Raw genomic sequence first — 18,145 nt, 5'->3', positions numbered from 1 at the left:
CTCCGTGCCACAGCGGATACGCTCACAAGAACATCCAAGGAGATAGCCGGGCTTCGCTCCGGCTATTTTGTTTTGGAATGCCAGGCCCTCGCTGTGGCCCTGGCCCGTCCCGGTCCGCCGGCATCTGCCCGCGACCGGCTGTCATGCGATGCGCCTACCCTGATCCGTGCGCTTCGCTCGTGGCTGCCGTCTTTTTTGTGCATCCGCGCCATCGCAGCGTTCAATCGCCCGGCCCGCCGATTACCGCGCCGATCCGGCCAGACCACGCCCTACGCCACCCGCGATGGGCAGCGGCTGGTCCATGACCTGTCCTGGTGGAGACAGGCCAGCCCGACCCTCGCCGCACTGCGGTGACGCCCGGGCACAATGACAAGGAGCCCGAACATGGCCAAGGAAGAACTCATCGAAATGCATGGCGCCGTCACCGAAGTGCTGCCGGACGGCCGCTACCGCGTCACCCTCGACAACGGTCACAACCTGATCGCCTACGCTGGCGGCAAGCTCAAGAAGAACCACATCCGCATCATTGCCGGCGACAATGTGTCGCTCGAGATGTCGCCCTACGATCTGACCAAGGGCCGCATCACCTTCCGCCACCTGCCGGGGCGTCCGGCGAGCGCCGCGTCGGCGCCGGTGCATCAGCGACGCCGCTGACGGTCCCGCAGGGCGAAGGGCCCGGGGGCGCAGGCGGCAGGCGCTCCCCTCATGGACGAAGATCACGACATGACCGCCACCCGCCCTCAGCGCCCGCGCCTGCCTGCCGGAATCTGGGCGCTGGGTTTCGTTTCCATGCTGATGGACATCTCCTCGGAGATGATCCATGCGCTGCTGCCGGTGTATCTGGTCACTGCCTTGGGGGCGTCGACGATGACCGTCGGCATCATCGAAGGCGTGGCCGAAGCCACCGCCTCCATCACCAAGGTCTTCTCCGGCGCGCTGTCGGACCGGCTCGGGCGGCGCAAGCTGCTCGCGGCGATTGGCTACGGCCTGGCCGCCTGCACCAAGCCGGTGTTTCCCCTCGCCGGTTCGGTGGGCTGGGTGGTTGCGGCGCGCTTTGTCGACCGCATCGGCAAGGGCATCCGCGGTGCGCCGCGTGACGCACTGATCGCCGATCTCGCGCCGCCGGCGCTGCGCGGCGCCGCGTTCGGCTTGCGCCAGTCGCTCGACACCACCGGCGCCTTCATCGGCCCGCTGCTGGCCATCGCCCTGATGGCGTGGAGCGGCGGCGACATGCCCCTCGTCTTCTGGGTCGCGGTGCTGCCGGCCTTCGGCGCCTTCGCCCTGATCGTGTTCGCGGTGCACGACGTCCCGCGGCCGGCAGGCGCGCCGCACGTCCGCCAGCCACTGTCGCGTGCCGAGCTGGGGCGACTGCCGCCTGCCTACTGGGCCGTTGTCGCCGTATCGGCGGTATTCACCCTGGCCCGCTTCAGCGAGGCTTTCCTGGTGCTGCGCGCGCAGGAGCTCGGCCTGGCGCTGGCATGGATTCCGGCGGTGCTGGTGGCAATGAACGTGGTGTATTCGCTGTCGTCATATCCTGTGGGCGTCCTCGCCGACCGCCTCGACCGCGGCCTGCTGCTCGGCCTCGGGTTCGCCGTCCTGGTCGCGGCAGATCTCGCCCTCGCCTGGATCGATGGCCTTCCGGGGCTGGCGCTGGGCGTCGTGCTGTGGGGCCTGCACATGGGCATGACGCAGGGGCTGCTCGCCGCCCTGGTGGCCGACACCGCACCGGTCACGCTGCGCGGCACGGCCTTCGGCCTGTTCAATCTCGTCGGCGGCCTGGCCTTGCTGGCGGCGAGCGTGCTCGCCGGTGCACTGTGGGACGCCCTCGGCTCGCAGGCGACCTTTCTCGCCGGCGCAGTGCTGGCAGGCGCAGCGCTGGCCGGGCTGCTCGTGTTGCGCGTGCGCCGGGCCCGACGCTGACCTGCGCGCCCGGCAGCCCGCGACAGGCTGCGACAGGACTGGACCATGGCACACCGGCTGGCGGAAAATCGAGATTCCCTCATGCCTCACCGGAGCACGCATCCCATGACTTACCCGAACACCCAGTTGCTGATCGATGGCCAATGGCAGGACGCCGCGGACGGACGCACCCTGCCGGTGCATAACCCGGCCACCGGCGCCGAGATCGGTCGCGTCGCCCATGCCGGCATCGCCGACCTCGACCGCGCGCTCTCCGCCGCACAGAAGGGCTTCGAGACCTGGCGCGACGTGCCGGCGCTGGAGCGGCAGAAGATCCTGCGCCGCGCCGCCGGGCTGATGCGCGAACGCGCCGACACCATCGCCGCGCTGCTCACCCAGGAGCAGGGCAAGCCGCTGGTCGAGGCGCGCATCGAGACGCTGGCCGCCGCCGACATCATCGACTGGTTCGCCGACGAAGGCATGCGCGTGTATGGCCGCATCGTGCCGTCACGCAACCTCACCACCCGCCAGATGGTGCTGAAGGATCCGGTCGGACCAGTCGCCGCCTTCACGCCGTGGAACTTCCCGATCAACCAGGTGGTGCGCAAGGCCTCCGCCGCGCTCGCCACCGGCTGCTCGATCCTGGTCAAGGCGGCGGAGGAGACGCCGGCCTCCCCGGCCGCGCTGATCCGCGCCTTCGTCGACGCCGGCGTGCCCGCCGGCGCGGTGGGCCTGGTGTTCGGCAATCCGGCCGAGATCTCTTCCTACCTGATCCCGCATCCGGTGGTCCGCAAGGTCACCTTCACCGGCTCCACCGCGGTGGGCAAGCAGCTCGCGGCGATGGCCGGCCAGCACATGAAGCGGGTGACGATGGAGCTGGGCGGCCATGCGCCGGTGATCGTGTGCGACGATGCCGACATCGAACTGGCGGTGAAGGCCGCCGGCGGGGCGAAGTTCCGCAACGCCGGCCAGGTCTGCATCGCGCCCACCCGCTTCCTGGTGCACGAGAGCGTGCATGACCAGTTCGCCGCCGCGCTCGCCCGCCATGCAGCCTCGCTGAAAGTGGGCGATGGCCTCGCCAGCGGCACGCAGATGGGGCCGCTGGCGAACCCGCGCCGCGTCACCGCGATGGCCGACTTCCTGCAGGACGCGGTGCAGCGCGGTGCCACCGTCGCCACCGGCGGCGAGCGCTTGGGCAGCCCCGGCAACTTCTTCGCGCCAACGGTACTGACGGATGTGCCGCTCGACGCCAGGGTGTTCAACGACGAGCCCTTCGGCCCGGTGGCCGCGGTGCGTCGCTTCAACACCATGGACGAAGCCATCGCCGAAGCCAACCGCCTGTCCTACGGCCTGGCGGGCTACGCCTACACGCGCTCGCTGAAGCACGCGCATCTGCTGTCGCAGCGCGTGGAAGTGGGCATGCTGTGGGTGAACCAGCCGGCGCTGCCCTCGGCGGAAATGCCCTTCGGTGGCGTGAAGGATTCGGGCTACGGCAGCGAAGGCGGCCCGGAGGCGCTCGAGGCCTACCTCAACACGCGTGCGATCTCGATCGCCAACGTCTGAGCCGGCACAGCGGCGATTCCCCGCTCCTGCGGGGATCGCCGCCCCCGCTCTCACGCCGCAGGGCACAGCCACGCCTGCTGCGTGAACTCGGCCGACGTCAGCGGACGGCTGAACAGATAGCCCTGATACGCCGCGCACCCCAGCGCACGCAGCATGTCGCGCTGGGCCTCGGTCTCGACGCCTTCGGCCACGGTCGAAAAGCCCAGGCTGTTCGCCATGGCGATCGTTGCGGTGACGATCGCGCGGTCGTTGGCGTCCTGCGGCAGCCCGCGCACGAAGCTCTGGTCGATCTTGAGCTTGTCGAGCGGCAGGCGCTTCAGATAGGCGAGCGACGAGTAGCCGGTACCGAAGTCGTCCACCGCCACGCCGACTCCCAGGCTGCGCAGTGCCTCCAGCGTCTGCACCGCCTGCTCCACGCCCTCCATCAGCGCCGACTCGGTGATCTCGATTTCGAGGTAGCGCGCCGGCAAGCCCGTCGTCGCCAGCACGTCGGCCACTTCACCGACGAGCCCTGCCTGGCGAAAATGCAGCGTGGACAGGTTCACCGATACCCCGCCGAAATTCAGCCCGGCATCGACCCAGATCCTGGCCTGGCGACAGGCTTCGCGCAGCACCCAGTCGTCGATCGGCACGACGAGCCCGGCCTCTTCCGCCAGCGGAATGAAGCGCGCCGGCGACACCATGCCCTCGTCGGGCGGCTGCCAGCGCAGCAGCGCCTCGGCACGAACCGGCTGCCTGGGCTGCAGGCTGACCAGGGGCTGGTAGTGCAGCAACAGCTCGCCGCGCTCGACCGCGCGCCGCAGGCGCATCTCGAGCTGCAGGTGCTCATTGACGCGGCGGGTCAGCGCAGAGGAATGAAAGCAGAACGTGCCGCGCCCCGTCTCCTTGGCCTGGTACAGCGCCACGTCCGCATGCTGGTTGAGCTCGGTGACGGTCTCGCCGTCATCCGGGTAGAGCGCCACGCCGACGCTGGCGCTGACGATCACCTCCTGCCCGCGCGACAGCACGAAGGGCTGCTGCACCAGACGGATCAGCTTCTGCGCGACGCTCGCCGCGACGTCGGCCGACTGCAGGTTCTCCAGCACCACGACGAATTCGTCGCCGCCCGCGCGCGCCAGGGTGTCCTCGTTGCGCAGGCCGCCGCGCAGGCGCACCGCGATCGCCCGCAGCAGTTCGTCACCCGCGGGGTGGCCGAAGCTGTCATTGACGTTCTTGAAGCGGTCGAGATCCACGAACAGAACCGCGGCGCGTTCGTGATGGCGCCGCGCCTGCTCGATGGCATGCTCCAGGCGGGATTGCAGCAGCAGCCGGTTGGGCAGGTCGGTCAGCGGATCGTAGTGCGACAGGCGCTCGAGCTGCTGCTCCGAGCGCCTGAGCTGGGTGAGATCGGTCATCACGCCCACATAGTGGGTGGCCTGCCCCCGCTCATCGCGCACGGTGCCGATGCTCAGCCATTGGGGGTAGATCTCACCGTTCTTGCGCCGGTTCCAGACTTCGCCCTGCCAGTAGCCGAGCGTCTTCAGGCTCTCCCACATCGTCTGATAGAACTGCCGCCCATGCCGACCCGACTTCACGAAATTCGGGTTGCGGCCCAGCACCTCGTCCTGCGTGTAGCCAGTGATCTCGCCGTAGGCCGGGTTGACCGCGACGATGCGCGGCTCGAGCGTGGTGATGATGACGCCGTCGCGCGTGCTCTCGAACACCGCCGACGACTGCCGCAAGGCGGTTTCGGCGCGCACCTTCTGCACGGCCAGGCCGGTGATGCGGGCGAACTCCTGCACCAGCTCGAGCTCCTCGCCTTCCGGCGCGCGTGGTTCGGTGAAATAGGCGGCAAAAGTGCCAAGCACGTTCCCGTCGGCATCCTTGAACGGCACCGACCAGCACGCGCGCAGGCCGGCCTCGCGCGCGATCGACCGATACTGCTCCCAGTAGGGATGCGTCTGCACGTCCTCGACGACCACGGTCTCGCCGCGTGCCGCCGCCGTGCCGCAGGAGCCTTGCCCCTCGCCGATCTCCAGCCCGTGCACCGCGGCGTTATAGAACGCCGGCAGGCTCGGCGCCGCAGCGACCTCGAGGCGGCGCGTCTTGCCGTCGAGCAGCAGCACCGATACATGCATCTGCGGCACGATCGACTCCAGTGACACGGCGACACCGTGCAGGATCTCGCCCAGCGGTCGCGCCGCGACCACCTGGTCGAGCATGTCGGCGCGCGCGGCGCGCAGCAGCTCGTGCTGCTTGTGCAGCGTCATGTCGGTCCATGAACCGACCGCCTCGCGCTGCTGCCCGTCGCCAGTGCGCAGCAGATGCAGCTCGTCGTGCAGCCAGATCGTGCGTCCGTCCTTGCAGCGGAACCGGTATTCCTGCAGCAGCACGCCGGTCTCGACGAGCCGGCGCAGCCAGTCGCCACGAGCCTCCCGGTCACCCGGATCGAGTTGCCGCTGCCACCAGCCGGGCGCCTGAGCCTCCTGCACGGAAAAACCGGTGAGGCGCGTGATGTTCTCGCTGATCCAGACGGAGGCGACACTGTCGCCGTCGAGCCTGAGGCTGTAGAGGATGGAGGGGCTCGCCATCACCAGCCGCGACAGCCGCTCCGCCGCCGCGCGCAGCGCACGCCCCTCGCTGCGCAGGGCGATCTGACGCCGCATCTTGTGCAGCAGCGCCGGGATTTCGTCGACATAGTCGTCATGCCGGGCCAGGTAGTCATCGGCGCCAGCCGCCAGCGCCGCTGCGGCGACCTGCGCATCACCCGCGTCGGTGAGCGCCACGATGGTCAGCGCAAGCGAGCCCGCCCGCAATTCGGAAACGAACGCCAGACCCGCATCGTCGCCCGCGCGAAGGCTCAGCAGCAGCAGGTCCGGCCCCGGCGCGTCATCCAGGCAGCGGCGTGCCTGCTCCAGGGTCCGCGCCCGGGCGAACTCCAGGCCAGCTTCGATACCCGCTGCGTGGTGCTCGAATGCGCGCCGGATCCGCTCGACCTCGGCGGAGCTGTCCTCTACACACAGCACACGCATTGTGGCTTCCATCAGGAGCGGACCTCGTCGGCGGATGAATGAAGACGGAACTGCGCGTCATTATATGCCGGCGGAGAATGATCATCGTTCAGGGGCAGCCGTCAGGTCGGGCTCCCCGCAGCGGGCCAGGATCTGCGCGCGCACCGCGTCGCGCAGTGCGACCGCCGCCGCCCAGTCCGCGCCTTGCGCCTGCAGCGGTGGCGCAATCTGCAGTACGACCGGCGCCCGCTGTGGCCGCCAGGTTTCGTCCGGCAGGATGGCGCGGGTGCCGCGGATCGCCACCGGCACCACCGCGAGACCCGCCTGCGCTGCCGTCAGGAAGGCGCCGAGGCGAAACTCGCTCAGGCCTGCGCGCCGGGTGAAGGTGCCCTCGGGAAAGAAGAACAGCGACTCGCCGGCTGCCGCGCGCGTAGTCAGCTCGCGTGCCGCTTCCACGCTGTCGGGCAGCGAAAAGCGTTCGACGAAGGCGGCCCCCAGTCCGCGCAGGAAGGGGCCGGCGATCGGGTTCGCGCTCAGTTCGCGCTTGGCGACGAAGATGAACGGGCGCACCAGCGCGGCGACCGCCACCAGGCCATCGACATAGCTCGCGTGGTTGGCCGCCACCACGCAAGGCGCATGTGCCGGCAGGTTCTCCGCCCCGCTGACCTCCAGCCGCACGCCGATCAGCCGCGCGTAGGTGCGCGCCGCCCGCCGCGCGATGCGCCAGCCCGCCGCCGGCCGCTGCAAGGCCGACACCGCCAGCCACACCGGCGGCGCCAGCACCAGCAACATCGCCCACGCCCAGGCCGCCCAGGCCATTGCGCCGCACCGCGCCAGCAGGCGGCGGCCCTGCACCGCAATGCCGGCCGCAGCCAGGCGCAACACCTGCACGCGCACACCGTGCCGGCTGCCGAGCGCGCCGGCGAGATACAGGTCGCGCGTGGCCGCGCGGCGGATCTTGCCGCTCGAGGTCTTCAGCACGCTGTGCGGCGGCGCCAGCACGACTTCATCCAGCGGCAGCCCGAGGCGCTCCAGCGCCAGCGCCTCCACCGCATGCGCCAGCGCGTCGCCCGCGGCGGCTCGATCCTCGCGCGTCTCGACCACCGCCACCAGCCGCTCGCTCGCCGTCGCCGGGTCGATCGCGCCGAACACGGCGACGCAGCCACGGCGCACGCCCGGCAGGGCACCGATCGCCTCTTCCAGCTCGTAAGGGTAGAGGTTGCGCCCACCACGGATGATCATGTCCTTGACGCGGCCGGTGACGAACAGCTCGCCGTCGGCGAGGTAGCCGAGGTCGCCGGTATCGCGCCAGTCGCCATCGAACAGGCGCGCGGTCTCCTCCGCGTTGCGGTAGTAGCCCGCAGTGGCCGACGGCCCCTGGAACTCGATGTGTCCCACCTGGCGCTCGGGCAGTGCCTTGCCCGCGGCGTCGACGATGCGCAACACATGCCCTGGCAAGGGCCGGCCGCTGCCGACGAAACGCATGGCGTCGTCCCCTGCCGCCGGCAGCGCCTGGCCGCGACGCAGGAAGACGTCGCGCTGCACCCGGTCGATCAGCGGCCCGCGCCCGAGCACCGGGACGGTAAGGCCGACGGCATTCTCCGCCAGGCCATAGAGCGGCGTCATCGCCTCGCGCCGGAAGCCCGCCGGCGCCAGATGGGCGCAGAAGCGCTCGAGCGTGTCGGGGCTCACCGGCTCGGCACCATTGACGGCCAGCCGCCAGCACGACAGATCCAAGCCCTCGAGATCGGCCGCGGCGACATGGCGCACCACCAGCTCGAAGGCGAAATTGGGCGCAGCGGTGACCGTACCGCGGTAACGATGGATCGCGCGCAGCCAGTTCGCCGGGCGCGCAAGGAAATCCAGCGGCGACATCAGCACCAGCGGATTGCCGTTGTACAGGCTGCCCAGCCAGGTGCCGATGAGGCCCATGTCGTGGTAGAGGGGCAGCCAGCTCACGCACACGTCATCCTGCATCACCTCGATCGCGCCGCTCCAGGCGCGGATGTTGGCGAGCAGGTTGGCGTGGGTGAGCATCACGCCCTTGGGGTTGCCGGTGCTGCCGGAGGTGTACTGCAGCAGCGCGAGCTCGCCTGCGACCGGCGTCACCGCCGCTGCGGGTTCGGCAGTCTGCAACGTTTGCGGCGTGACGACATGGCGCAGCGTCGGCACCTGCGCGCGCAGCACCCGCGCCAGCAGGCGCGCCTCCTCCACCGTCACCAGCACCGGCGCAGCGCAGCTTGCGAGGATGCCGGCCTGGCGGCGCAGGTGGTCTTCCAGTTGCGACGGCCGCGTCGGCGGATACATCGGCACCGGCACGCCCCCCGCCAGCAGCGCGCCGTAGAAGCTGGTGAAGAACTCCAGGCCGGTCGGCAGCATGATCGCCACTGCGTCGCCGGGCTGCACGCCGGCGTGGCGCAGACCGGCGGCCATGCGCAGGCCGGCTTCGAGCAGTTCGCCGTAGCTCAGCGTCGCGACCTCGGCATCGTCGTGCAGCAGGCGAATGTGCACGCGCCGCGGCCAGCGCCGCGCATGCCACTGCAGCACCTCGACCAGGGTGGCCGCCGTGGCCGGGGCATCGACGTGCTCGCCCGAGGGCGCCGCCACGACGCGTGCGAGGTCCGCGACGGCTGCGCCCGGGTGCGCCTCGCGCAAGGCCTGCGCGAGCATGCGCGGCGTCTCGGCGCGCGCGAGCGTGTCGGACGGCAGCCTGACCCCGGCGCCGCGCTCGATGCGCGCGAGGAGCTCGACGCGCGCCAGGCTGTCGAGCCCGAGGTCACGCTCGAGATGGCTGTCCAGTTGCACCGCCACCGCGCGGCCGGCGCGCAGCTCCGCAAGCAGGTCGCCAACGAGGCGCAGCACCTGCGCATCGATGCCGTCGGGGCATTCCGCGTTCATGGCCGGCGGCTCAGCCCTTGGGCAGGCGACCCATCAGGTAGAACTCGTCATTCGGCGCGATGCTGGCGAAATTGACGATGCGGTTGCTCATGCCGAAGAAGGCGGCGATCGCGCCGATGTCCCAGATCGCGTCGTCGTCGAAGCCGTGCGCACGCAGCGCGGCGTGATCCTCGTCGCTGATTTCCTGCGCGCGCAGCGCCACCTTCATCCCGTAGTCCAGCATCGCGCGCTGCCGCGGCGTGATCTCCGCCTTGCGGTGGTTGGTGGCGAGCTGATCCGCCAGGCGCGGGTTCTTCGCGCGGATGCGCAGGATGGCGCCGTGCGCCACCACGCAGTACAGGCAGTTGTTGGCGCCCGAGGTGGCGACCACGATCATCTCGCGCTCGGCCTTGGTGAGGCCGACGTCCTTTTCCATCAAGGCGTCGTGATAGTCGAAGAAGGCGCGGAACTCGGCCGGCCGGTGCGCGAGCGCGAGGAAGATGTTGGGCACGAAGCCCGCCTTTTCCTGCACTGCGAGGATGCGCTCGCGCATGTCCTGCGGCAGCGAGTCGAGGGCAGGCAGGGCAAAGCGGCTGATGGCGCGTTCGGTCATGAAGAGCTCCATTCGTTATTGTGGGGCGGCAGCCCGCGAACGGGACGTGCTGCCCGAATACACCACGCCGGCGCATTCCATGCAATCGCTGCGTCAGTCGCGACAGCTGCGCATGGCCTGCGCCATGCTGGCGCTGGAAGATTTAGACTGTTGCCGCCCCTGTGCCCCGCCCCATGGAACCCAACTCCAGCGAGACTCGCATGAAGACCCTGCCCCAGTCCGACATCGACAGCCTGCTTCCTTCCGCACCCATGGATCGCCGCAGTTTCGTCACCGCCATCGCCGCCGCCGGCTTCGCCCTGGCCGTGCAGCCGGTGCACGCGCAGACGGTCATCACCACCGACAGCGGAGGGCTGGAGGTCGGTGACGCGGCAATTGCCGTCGCCGGAGGCGATCTGCCGGTGTACTTCGCCCGGCCCGCAGGCGGCGCGCGGCTGCCGACCGTGCTCGTGGTGCAGGAAATCTTCGGCGTGCACGAGCACATCCGCGACCTCTGCCGACGCCTGGCGAAGGCGGGCTACCTGGCGGTCGCACCGGAGCTGTACTTCCGTGTTGGCGATCCGTCAAAGCTGGACTCGATCCCGGCGATCCTCGACAACATCGTGGCGCGCGTGCCCGATGCGCAGGTCATGGCTGACCTCGATGCCTGCGCCGCGTGGGCTGCGGAAAACGGTGGCGACGCCGACAAACTCGCCATCACCGGCTTCTGCTGGGGCGGGCGCATCACCTGGCTGTACGCCGCCCACAACCCCCGCCTGAAGGCCGCTGTCGCCTGGTACGGCAAGCTCGACGGCGCCCCCACCAACATGACGCCGCGCCACCCGGTCGACATCGCCGCCCGCCTGCATGCGCCGGTGCTGGGCCTCTACGGCGGCCAGGACCAGGGCATTCCGCTGAAGGACGTGGAGGCGATGCGCGCGGCGCTGGCCAAGGCCGGCAGCCGTAGCGAGATCGTCGTCTATCCCGACGCGCCGCACGCCTTCAACGCCGACTATCGCCCAAGTTACCGCCCGGCCGAGGCGGCGGACGGCTGGCAGAAGCTGCTGACCTGGCTTCGGGCGCGCCTGGAATGACGCTTCATTTGATCGGAACCATAAGGTGCTGGTAGGGCGTTCCGGGCCACATTACATAGGGCACTGAAGTGTCGGGATCCGCACTCTTTGGATACATGTCATAGAAGGCCGGGTCGGCGCCGACAACCATGACGTGCGCGCCCGTCTTGACCCAGTGGTTGCCGGGTTCCGGCTTAGTCGCATAGGGGTCGGTGTTGCTGGCGTCCGTCCCGCCCGCCAGCATGTACATGAATCCCACCTTGCCGACCGGCGGTGTCTTGTGGCCGACCCAGGCACCCGCCCACTCCCACGCGGCCTTGTCCATGCACATCGGATCGGGCCCGGGCGTGGCCGGGTTGTCGGGCATGCAGGTGAAGCCGTTGGTGCCTTCGCGCAGGGTGCGCATCGAGCCGTCGCCGCCCATCACGACCACCGTCGCTCCGGCGGCAACCCGCTTCGGCGCGGCCTGCATCGCACTCGCGATCATCTTCCTGTCGGCCGCGGAAGGCGCAGCGGCCTTGCCGCCCCCCTTGGCCATCTCCATCTCGGCAGCACCCGCCGCCTGCATGACGCCGGCGGTCAGCGCGACGACCGCCGCGCCCGCCATGATCATCGATCTTGACATGTCAATCTCCTTTGCAACGTCGATCGACCGTCGAAACTGCTTGCGCGGGCCGCCGCGGGCGCGGCTCGGGCCGGCCGTGGCCACCCTGCGCTTCGACACCCTTGCCCCGGCGGGGAACCCGACCGGTGGACTTCAACTCTAGTAGAGCAGCAGCGAATTCCAACCCAGGCGCGACGCCCGGCGCACGATGACGACCGCCGCCCGCATCGGTCACGCGCGCGGCGGGGTCGCGGCACGTTCGGCCGCGGCAAGCTCGACCAGCAGACGCGCCGCCACGAGGCCATTCACCAGGCCGAACACCACCGCCGCGGCGGAGAACACCGGGGTGAGGTAGAACACGCCGTCATGGGGCACGAGCCACAGCCGCGCCACCACGAGCTGCGCACCGATATGCGCAAACGCCGCCAGGATGCTGTGGCTCACCGGCCCGAACCAGCGCCGCGGCAGATGCACCGCGAGCCCCAGCACGACCAGGCTCGCGATCGCACCCGACAGGCTAAGGAAGAATCCGGGCGCGAGGAACTGCCCCAGCAGCAGGCTGCCGGCAAACACGCGCAGCAGCGCCACCCACACCGCCTCGCGCCATCCCCAGCGTGCCAGCACGATCAGCGTGACGATGTTGGCCAGCCCCGGCTTGACGCCGGGCAGCGGCAGGGGAATCGCCGCCTCCGCCACCGTCAGCACGATCGCCGCTGCCGCATGACGGGCGATGCGGTGATCCTCCACGGAGGGGACGAGTTCAATAGTTGAGCGCGTCATAATCGGCGCCGCGGCCGGTGAGCGTCAGGCTGACCTGGTTGGGCGCGCAGATCGCCACCGCCCCGGCGCGGCTCAGCCAGCCCTGGCGCACGCAATATTGGCGCGGCCCCGGGTCGGCGGCGACGCGGGCACGCCCCGGCTCGATCTCGATGCGGGTGAGGCCCAGCGGCCCCGGCACCTCGACGATCCGTCGGCGTGAAAGGTCCAGCTCGGCAAACACCTTGCCGCCCGCACGAACCACCACGCCATCGGGCGCACCGCCCTGCCACAGCAGCAGCACCGTCTGCACGCACACGGCGAGGCCGGCCAGCGCCACCAGCACGTCGCCCGGACGGATAAGGTGCAGCCACGCACCCAGGGTCATCCTCACTGCCGGGGAGCGGACTTGTCCACCGCACGGCGCGCCGCAGAGCGGTGGCGCACGATGACGCGCACCTTGTCCTCGAACTTCTTCGCCAGCCACTCGGCGATGTACACCGAGCGGTGCTGGCCGCCGGTGCAGCCGATGGCCACCGTCAGGTAGCTGCGGTTGTCGCGCACATAGGCCGGCAGCCAGTTGGCGACGAAGTGGCGGATGTCCTCGGCCATGCGCCCCACTTCCGGGATGCGCCGCAGGAAGTCGATCACCGGCTGGTCGCGGCCGGTGAGCGGGCGCAGGTTGAGGTCGTAATGCGGATTGGGCAGGCAGCGCACGTCGAACACCAGGTCGGCGTCGAGCGGGATGCCGTACTTGAAGCCGAAGGACTGGAACATCAGCGTCAGCCCCTCGCTCGCTTCCACATGGATGAAATCCTTCACCCAGGCGCGCAGCGTGTTCGGATGCAGGTCGCTGGTATCGATGCGGTGGCCGAGTTCGGCGATGTCGGCCAGGGCATCGCGCTCGCGCCGGATCGCCTCGTCCAGCGACACGCCCTCCTCCGCCAGCGGATGCCGGCGGCGCGTCTCGGAGAAGCGCGCGATCAAGGCATCGTCGCGCGCCTCCAGGAAGATGAAGCGCAGATCGTCGACGATGTCGCGCAGCGACTTAACCTGCGCCGGCAGCGCCGCGATGCTGACGCCGGAGCGCACATCCACCGCCACTGCGACGCGCGCATAGCCCACGCTGCGCAAATGCGTCACCAGTTGCGGCAGCAGCGTCGCCGGCAGGTTGTCCACAACGTAGTAGCCGGAATCCTCCAGCACATTGAGCGCGATGCTCTTGCCCGACCCCGAAAGGCCACTGATGAGTACGATCTGCATGTTCCTACGGTCGATGGAAGCCCTGAAGCGGCTTCCACTATAGCGCAGCGGCGCCGAACGCCGCTGCGCCCCGGCCGCTCAGGACTTCGCGCCGAGCTCGGGGAAGTCGTCCTCGAAGAACTCCAGCTCGCCGCGCGCCGTGCCCTCGCGCGCCTCCTCGGCCTTGCGCAGCTCGACGCGGCGGATCTTGCCCGAGATGGTCTTGGGCAGGTCGGCGAACGACAGCCGGCGGATGCGCTTGAACGGCGCCAGGCGGCCACGCGTGAAGGCGAAGATGTCGCGCGCCAGCTCGCGGCTCGGCTCGAAGCCGGGCGCGAGGATGACGAAGGCCTTGGGCACGGCGAGGCGCACCGGATCCGGGCTGGGCACCACCGCCGCTTCCGCCACCGCCGGATGCTGGATCAGCACGCTCTCGAGCTCGAAGGGGCTGATGCGGTAGTCGGACGCCTTGAACACGTCGTCGGCGCGGCCCACATAGGTGATGTAGCCGTCGTCGTCGATCGAGGCGACGTCGCCGGTGCGGTAATAGCCGTCGCGCATCACCTCGGCCGTCTTCGCTTCGTCGCCGGCATAGCCGCGCATCAGGCCGAGCGGACGGTCGGCGCCCAGCACCAGCGAGATCTCGCCCTCCGTCGCCTCACGCCCCTCGGCGTCGAGCATGGCGAGGCGATAACCCGGCAGCGGCCGTCCCATCGAGCCCGGCTTGAGCAGCTGGCCGGGGGTATTGCCCACCTGCGCGGTGGTCTCGGTCTGACCGAAGCCGTCGCGGATGGTGATGCCCCAGGCCTTCTTCACCTGCTCGATGACTTCGGGGTTGAGCGGTTCGCCGGCGCCGATGAGTTCGCGCAGATTCGTCTTCACCGCGGCGAGGTCCTGCTGGATCAGCATGCGCCACACGGTGGGCGGCGCGCACAGCGTGTTGACCTGGTACTTCACCAGCACGTCGAGCAGCGCCTTGGCGTCGAAGCGGCTGTAGTTGTAGAGGAAGACACAGGCGCCGGCGTTCCACGGCGCGAAGAAGCAGCTCCAGGCATGCTTGGCCCAGCCCGGCGAGGAGATGTTCATGTGCCGGTCACCGGGCTTGAGGCCGATCCAGTACATCGTCGACAGGTGGCCCACCGGGTAGGACTGGTGGGTGTGCAGCACCAGCTTGGGCTTGGAGGTGGTGCCCGAGGTGAAGTACAGCAGCAGCGGGTCGTCGGCGCGGGTGACGCCCTGCGGCACGAAATCCGCCGAGGCGCCGCGGGCGTCCTCGAAGCGCTTCCAGCCCGGCAGGTCGGCGCCGACGCAGATGCGGACGAAATCACCGGGTACGTCGTCGAACTTGCTGGCGTGGGCCTGGCCGATGACGGCGAAGCGAACCTGGCCGCGCTCCACGCGGTCGACCAGGTCATCGCGCGACAGCAGCGTGGTCGCGGGGATCACCACCGCGCCGAGCTTGAAGGCGGCCAGCATGGTCTCCCACAGCGGCACCTCGTTGCCCAGCATGATCAGGATGCGATCGCCACGCTGCACGCCCTGCTCGCGCAGCCAGTTGGCAACCTGGCTGGAACGCGCCGACAGCTCGGCGAACGACAGCCGCGCATCGCTGCCGTCCTGCTCCACCAGCCACAGCGCCGGCGCGTCGTTGTTGCGCGCCATCGCGTCGAAATAATCCAGCGCCCAGTTGAAATGCTCGAGCCTGGGCCACTTGAACCCGGCATAGGCCGCGGCGTAATCGCTGCGATGCTGCAGCAGAAAATCGCGCGCGGCGAGGAATTCGGTAATTTCGGACATTTTGCATCTCCCCAGTTGCAAGTATGTGCGGGCGGCGAACCGCCTCGCCTCGAAAGTGCGCCGCGCGATGCGGGCGCACGAATCCGGAAAACCAGGCAACGGCGCGCGGCGGCAGCGTCAGGGTGAGCCCCCCGCGGCAGGCCGGGCAGGCGATGGCCCGGACGCCACCAGGTCGCCCTGCTCGCGGTGCGCCACGCCCGCGCGTTCGAGCTCTCCCACCAGCCAGCCGGCGAGCGCGTCCGGCGCCAGGCCGAGGAAGCGCGCGTTCGCCTCGCGGTACAGCGGCGTCTCGGCCAGGTGCCGCGGCAGCTCGTCGAGGCCGATGCGCCGTACGTCGAGCAGGTGGAAGGTGATGCAGGCGCGGATCGCGTTGCGCGCCATACGCGCGCCGTCGTCCTCGAAAGCGCGCAGCCGGGCGAAGGCGCGCTCCAGCGCGGCGTCGACATCCGAGAACGGGGCGCCGTGACCGGGGATCACCGCATCGACGGCGAGGCGGCCGATCGCCTCCAGCGTTTGCCGCGCCGCGCCCAGGCCGTCGCCGGTGCCCAGCACGTCGGCGAACAAGATGCCGAAGCCGTCGTGCCACAGCGCGTCGCCCGAGATCAGGATGCGGCGCTCCGGGTTGTAGTAGGCGAGCGCGTCCATGTCGTGGCCCGGCACCGCGATCGCCTGCCACTGCAGACCGCCGGCGACGAAGGCATCACCCGGCGCCAGCGTGCCGTCGGCGGCGAAGCGCTCGCCCGACTGGGCCGCGGTGGACAGCAGCAGCGCGGCCTCGTCCCAGTTCGCCACCGCGTCGGCCATGCCTGCCGGCACATGGATGGAGCAGCCGAACTCGCGCTGCACCGCGGCATTGCCGCCGATGTGATCGGAGTGGGAATGGGTATTGATCAGGCGCGTCAGGCGTCGGCCGTCCAGCGCGCTGCGCAGCAGCGCCAGCGTCTGCGGCGCGTGGCTGACGTAGCCGCTGTCGATTAGCGTGGCCTCGCCGCCATCGAACAGCAGGATGTTGTTCGCCGACAGCCAGCCGCGCTCGAACACCTGCAGTTCGGGCGGAAAGCGCAGCGCGGCGCTCAATCGCTGCCCTCGCCGACCTGCGCCGCGACATTGGGCGGCAACGGCACGGGCGCCGCATTCGGCTCGTCGGCCGGCGGCGGAGTCGGCACGCCGTTGATTTCGTCGGCGGTGCGCCCGCAGCCCAGGCACACGCCGGAATCCCAGTCGATCATGCACACCCCCACGCACAGCGCGTCACCGCTCATGACGCCCCTCCTGCCGCGACTGCCAGAGGTTGCAGCCCGAGCTGCTCACGCCGGCGCGCGACGATGTCGAGGATGGCGCGTTTTTCCACGTCGGTGCTCCGCCCCCAGCGCGCGATCTCGTCGATCGTGCGCTGGCAGCCCTCGCACAGGTCGGTGTCCGCGCTCATGCGGCAGATGTTGATGCAGGGGGAAGGAACGCTCATTGCTGCGGCTCTTGGAGGGAAGTCCTCATTCTAATCAGTTCGCGCTCCGCGCCTGCGCACGCTTGGCCAGCACCGCGCGCGCGACGCGCGAGGCGGGCTCGCGGCCGAGCTGGGCGCTGATCCAGGCGGCGGTGTCGACCAGGCGGTCGAGGTCGATGCCGGTGGCGATCCCCATGCCGTGCAGCAACCACACCAGGTCCTCGGTGGCGACGTTACCCGACGCGCCGGCGGCATACGGACAGCCGCCCAGGCCGCCGACCGAGGCATCGAACACCGCCACGCCCATGTCCAGCGACGCCGCGACGTTGGCCGCGGCCATGCCATAGGTGTCGTGATAGTGGCCGGCGAGCTTGTCCACCGGAACGCTGCGCATCACCGCCTCCAGCATGCGGCGGACGCTGGCCGGGTTGCCGGTGCCGATGGTGTCGCCGAGCGAGATCTCGTAGCAGCCCATCTCCAGCAGCGTGGCCGCGACCTCGGCCACCTTGTGCGGCGCCACCGCGCCCTCGTAGGGGCAGCCGACCACACACGAGATGTAGCCGCGCACCTTCACGCCGGCCGTGCGCGCCGCCTCGGTGACGGGGCGGAAGCGCTCCAGCGACTCGGCGATCGAGCAGTTGATGTTCTTCTGGCTGAAGGACTCGGAGGCGGCGCCGAACACCGCCACCTCTCTGGCGCCGGCCGCCAGCGCGGCCTCGAAGCCCTTCAGGTTGGGCGTCAGCACCGGATAGGCGACGCCGGGCGCCGGCTGCGCCAGCACGCGGGTCAGCACCTCGGTATTGTCGCCCATCTGCGGCACCCATTTCGGCGACACGAAGGACGTCGCCTCGATGGTCTTCAGCCCCGCGTCGGCGAGGCGGCTGATCAGCTCGACCTTGACGTCGGCCGGCACCACCTGCTTCTCGTTCTGCAGGCCGTCGCGCGGGCCGACCTCGACGATGCGCACGGAGGACGGCAGGTTTGAAATCATCATCGGTGTCGTTCCATTGTGGGTAGTGGGCCCGCAGGAGCGGGCTTGACCGCGAATATGCCTTGACGACATCGATCGCGGTCGAGCCCGCTCCTACGGGCAGGGACTCAGAGCCTGAGAAGCATTTGATTTCCGCAAGCCGAGTAACTGACATGCGATGAGACCCAGTGGCGCGCGATGCGCAGGTGCTGTGGGGTGTTCGAGGCCCAGCCAAGCGTCTGTGAGGGCAGATCCGGGGTCTTCAGGAGGCGGGTTTTCATTTCGGGCACCTCTTATGCCAGCGCTGCGGCGATTTTGGACGCACCGCTACCTCGACC

General features: G+C 69.8%; 16 protein-coding genes. 4 read left to right on the top strand and 12 right to left on the bottom strand.

Annotated features, from left to right (window positions below; all coding sequences use genetic code 11):
* Window positions 1–384: 384 nt before the first annotated feature.
* From infA to GH664_RS14065, 3 genes are all read left to right on the top strand, one after another.
* Window positions 385–654: a translation initiation factor IF-1 gene (gene infA / locus GH664_RS14075; protein WP_153168713.1), complete on the top strand. Its 270-nt coding sequence runs from the start codon at window positions 385–387 to the stop codon at window positions 652–654.
* Between the two features lie 51 nt (window positions 655–705).
* On the top strand, window positions 706–1,920 hold the full coding sequence (locus GH664_RS14070) for an MFS transporter (RefSeq protein ID WP_153168712.1): 1,215 nt from the start codon (window positions 706–708) through the stop codon (window positions 1,918–1,920).
* Window positions 1,921–2,025: 105 nt separating this feature from the next.
* A complete protein-coding gene (locus tag GH664_RS14065; protein WP_153168711.1) occupies window positions 2,026–3,462 on the top strand; it encodes an NAD-dependent succinate-semialdehyde dehydrogenase in 1,437 nt (478 codons plus the stop codon).
* Window positions 3,463–3,512: 50 nt separating this feature from the next.
* Here the strand turns inward: GH664_RS14065 and GH664_RS14060 are convergent, their stop codons facing one another.
* The 3 genes from GH664_RS14060 to GH664_RS14050 form a co-directional block, all read right to left on the bottom strand.
* A complete protein-coding gene (locus tag GH664_RS14060) occupies window positions 3,513–6,485 on the bottom strand; it encodes an EAL domain-containing protein (protein ID WP_153168710.1) in 2,973 nt (990 codons plus the stop codon).
* A 69-nt stretch (window positions 6,486–6,554) separates the two neighbouring features.
* Window positions 6,555–9,350 (bottom strand): AMP-binding protein, encoded by a 2,796-nt coding sequence (locus tag GH664_RS14055; protein WP_153168709.1) that lies wholly within the window; start codon window positions 9,348–9,350, stop codon window positions 6,555–6,557.
* Between the two features lie 10 nt (window positions 9,351–9,360).
* A complete protein-coding gene (locus GH664_RS14050; RefSeq protein WP_153168708.1) occupies window positions 9,361–9,942 on the bottom strand; it encodes a peroxidase-related enzyme in 582 nt (193 codons plus the stop codon).
* A 200-nt stretch (window positions 9,943–10,142) separates the two neighbouring features.
* Here GH664_RS14050 and GH664_RS14045 point away from each other — a divergent pair, with 200 nt between their 5' ends.
* Window positions 10,143–11,015 carry a dienelactone hydrolase family protein gene (locus tag GH664_RS14045; protein WP_153168707.1) on the top strand — a complete coding sequence of 291 codons (873 nt, stop codon included), beginning with the start codon at window positions 10,143–10,145 and terminating at the stop codon, window positions 11,013–11,015.
* Between the two features lie 4 nt (window positions 11,016–11,019).
* On the opposite strand, the gene GH664_RS14040 is transcribed toward GH664_RS14045, so the two are convergent.
* The 9 genes from GH664_RS14040 to GH664_RS14000 form a co-directional block, all read right to left on the bottom strand.
* Entirely contained in the window at window positions 11,020–11,619 is a 600-nt protein-coding gene (locus GH664_RS14040) for a hypothetical protein (RefSeq protein WP_228111524.1), read from the bottom strand.
* A gap of 210 nt (window positions 11,620–11,829) precedes the next feature.
* On the bottom strand, window positions 11,830–12,378 hold the full coding sequence (locus tag GH664_RS14035) for a Gx transporter family protein (RefSeq protein WP_194270412.1): 549 nt from the start codon (window positions 12,376–12,378) through the stop codon (window positions 11,830–11,832).
* The gene (locus GH664_RS14030) at window positions 12,359–12,748 is read right to left on the bottom strand and encodes a NusG domain II-containing protein (RefSeq protein ID WP_153168706.1); all 390 of its coding nucleotides are present in this window, start codon (window positions 12,746–12,748) and stop codon (window positions 12,359–12,361) included. Before GH664_RS14030 ends, GH664_RS14035 begins: the two co-directional genes overlap by 20 nt.
* Window positions 12,745–13,617 carry an RNase adapter RapZ gene (gene rapZ, locus GH664_RS14025; RefSeq protein ID WP_153168705.1) on the bottom strand — a complete coding sequence of 291 codons (873 nt, stop codon included), beginning with the start codon at window positions 13,615–13,617 and terminating at the stop codon, window positions 12,745–12,747. The genes GH664_RS14030 and rapZ overlap by 4 nt, the downstream gene beginning before the upstream one ends.
* Window positions 13,618–13,695: 78 nt before the next feature.
* On the bottom strand, window positions 13,696–15,393 hold the full coding sequence (locus tag GH664_RS14020) for an AMP-binding protein (protein WP_153168704.1): 1,698 nt from the start codon (window positions 15,391–15,393) through the stop codon (window positions 13,696–13,698).
* A 117-nt stretch (window positions 15,394–15,510) separates the two neighbouring features.
* Entirely contained in the window at window positions 15,511–16,470 is a 960-nt protein-coding gene (locus GH664_RS14015; RefSeq protein ID WP_153168703.1) for an MBL fold metallo-hydrolase, read from the bottom strand.
* Window positions 16,467–16,655: a DUF1289 domain-containing protein gene (locus GH664_RS14010; protein WP_153168702.1), complete on the bottom strand. Its 189-nt coding sequence runs from the start codon at window positions 16,653–16,655 to the stop codon at window positions 16,467–16,469. The genes GH664_RS14015 and GH664_RS14010 overlap by 4 nt, the downstream gene beginning before the upstream one ends.
* A complete protein-coding gene (locus GH664_RS14005; protein ID WP_153168701.1) occupies window positions 16,652–16,858 on the bottom strand; it encodes a DUF1289 domain-containing protein in 207 nt (68 codons plus the stop codon). Before GH664_RS14005 ends, GH664_RS14010 begins: the two co-directional genes overlap by 4 nt.
* A 34-nt stretch (window positions 16,859–16,892) precedes the next feature.
* On the bottom strand, window positions 16,893–17,831 hold the full coding sequence (locus GH664_RS14000; RefSeq protein WP_153168700.1) for a hydroxymethylglutaryl-CoA lyase: 939 nt from the start codon (window positions 17,829–17,831) through the stop codon (window positions 16,893–16,895).
* Between the last annotated feature and the right edge of the window lie 314 nt (window positions 17,832–18,145).

The organism is Thauera sp. 2A1 (assembly GCF_009469595.2).
Lineage (GTDB): Bacteria > Pseudomonadota > Gammaproteobacteria > Burkholderiales > Rhodocyclaceae > Thauera.
This window is presented reverse-complemented; position numbering and strand designations above follow the sequence as displayed.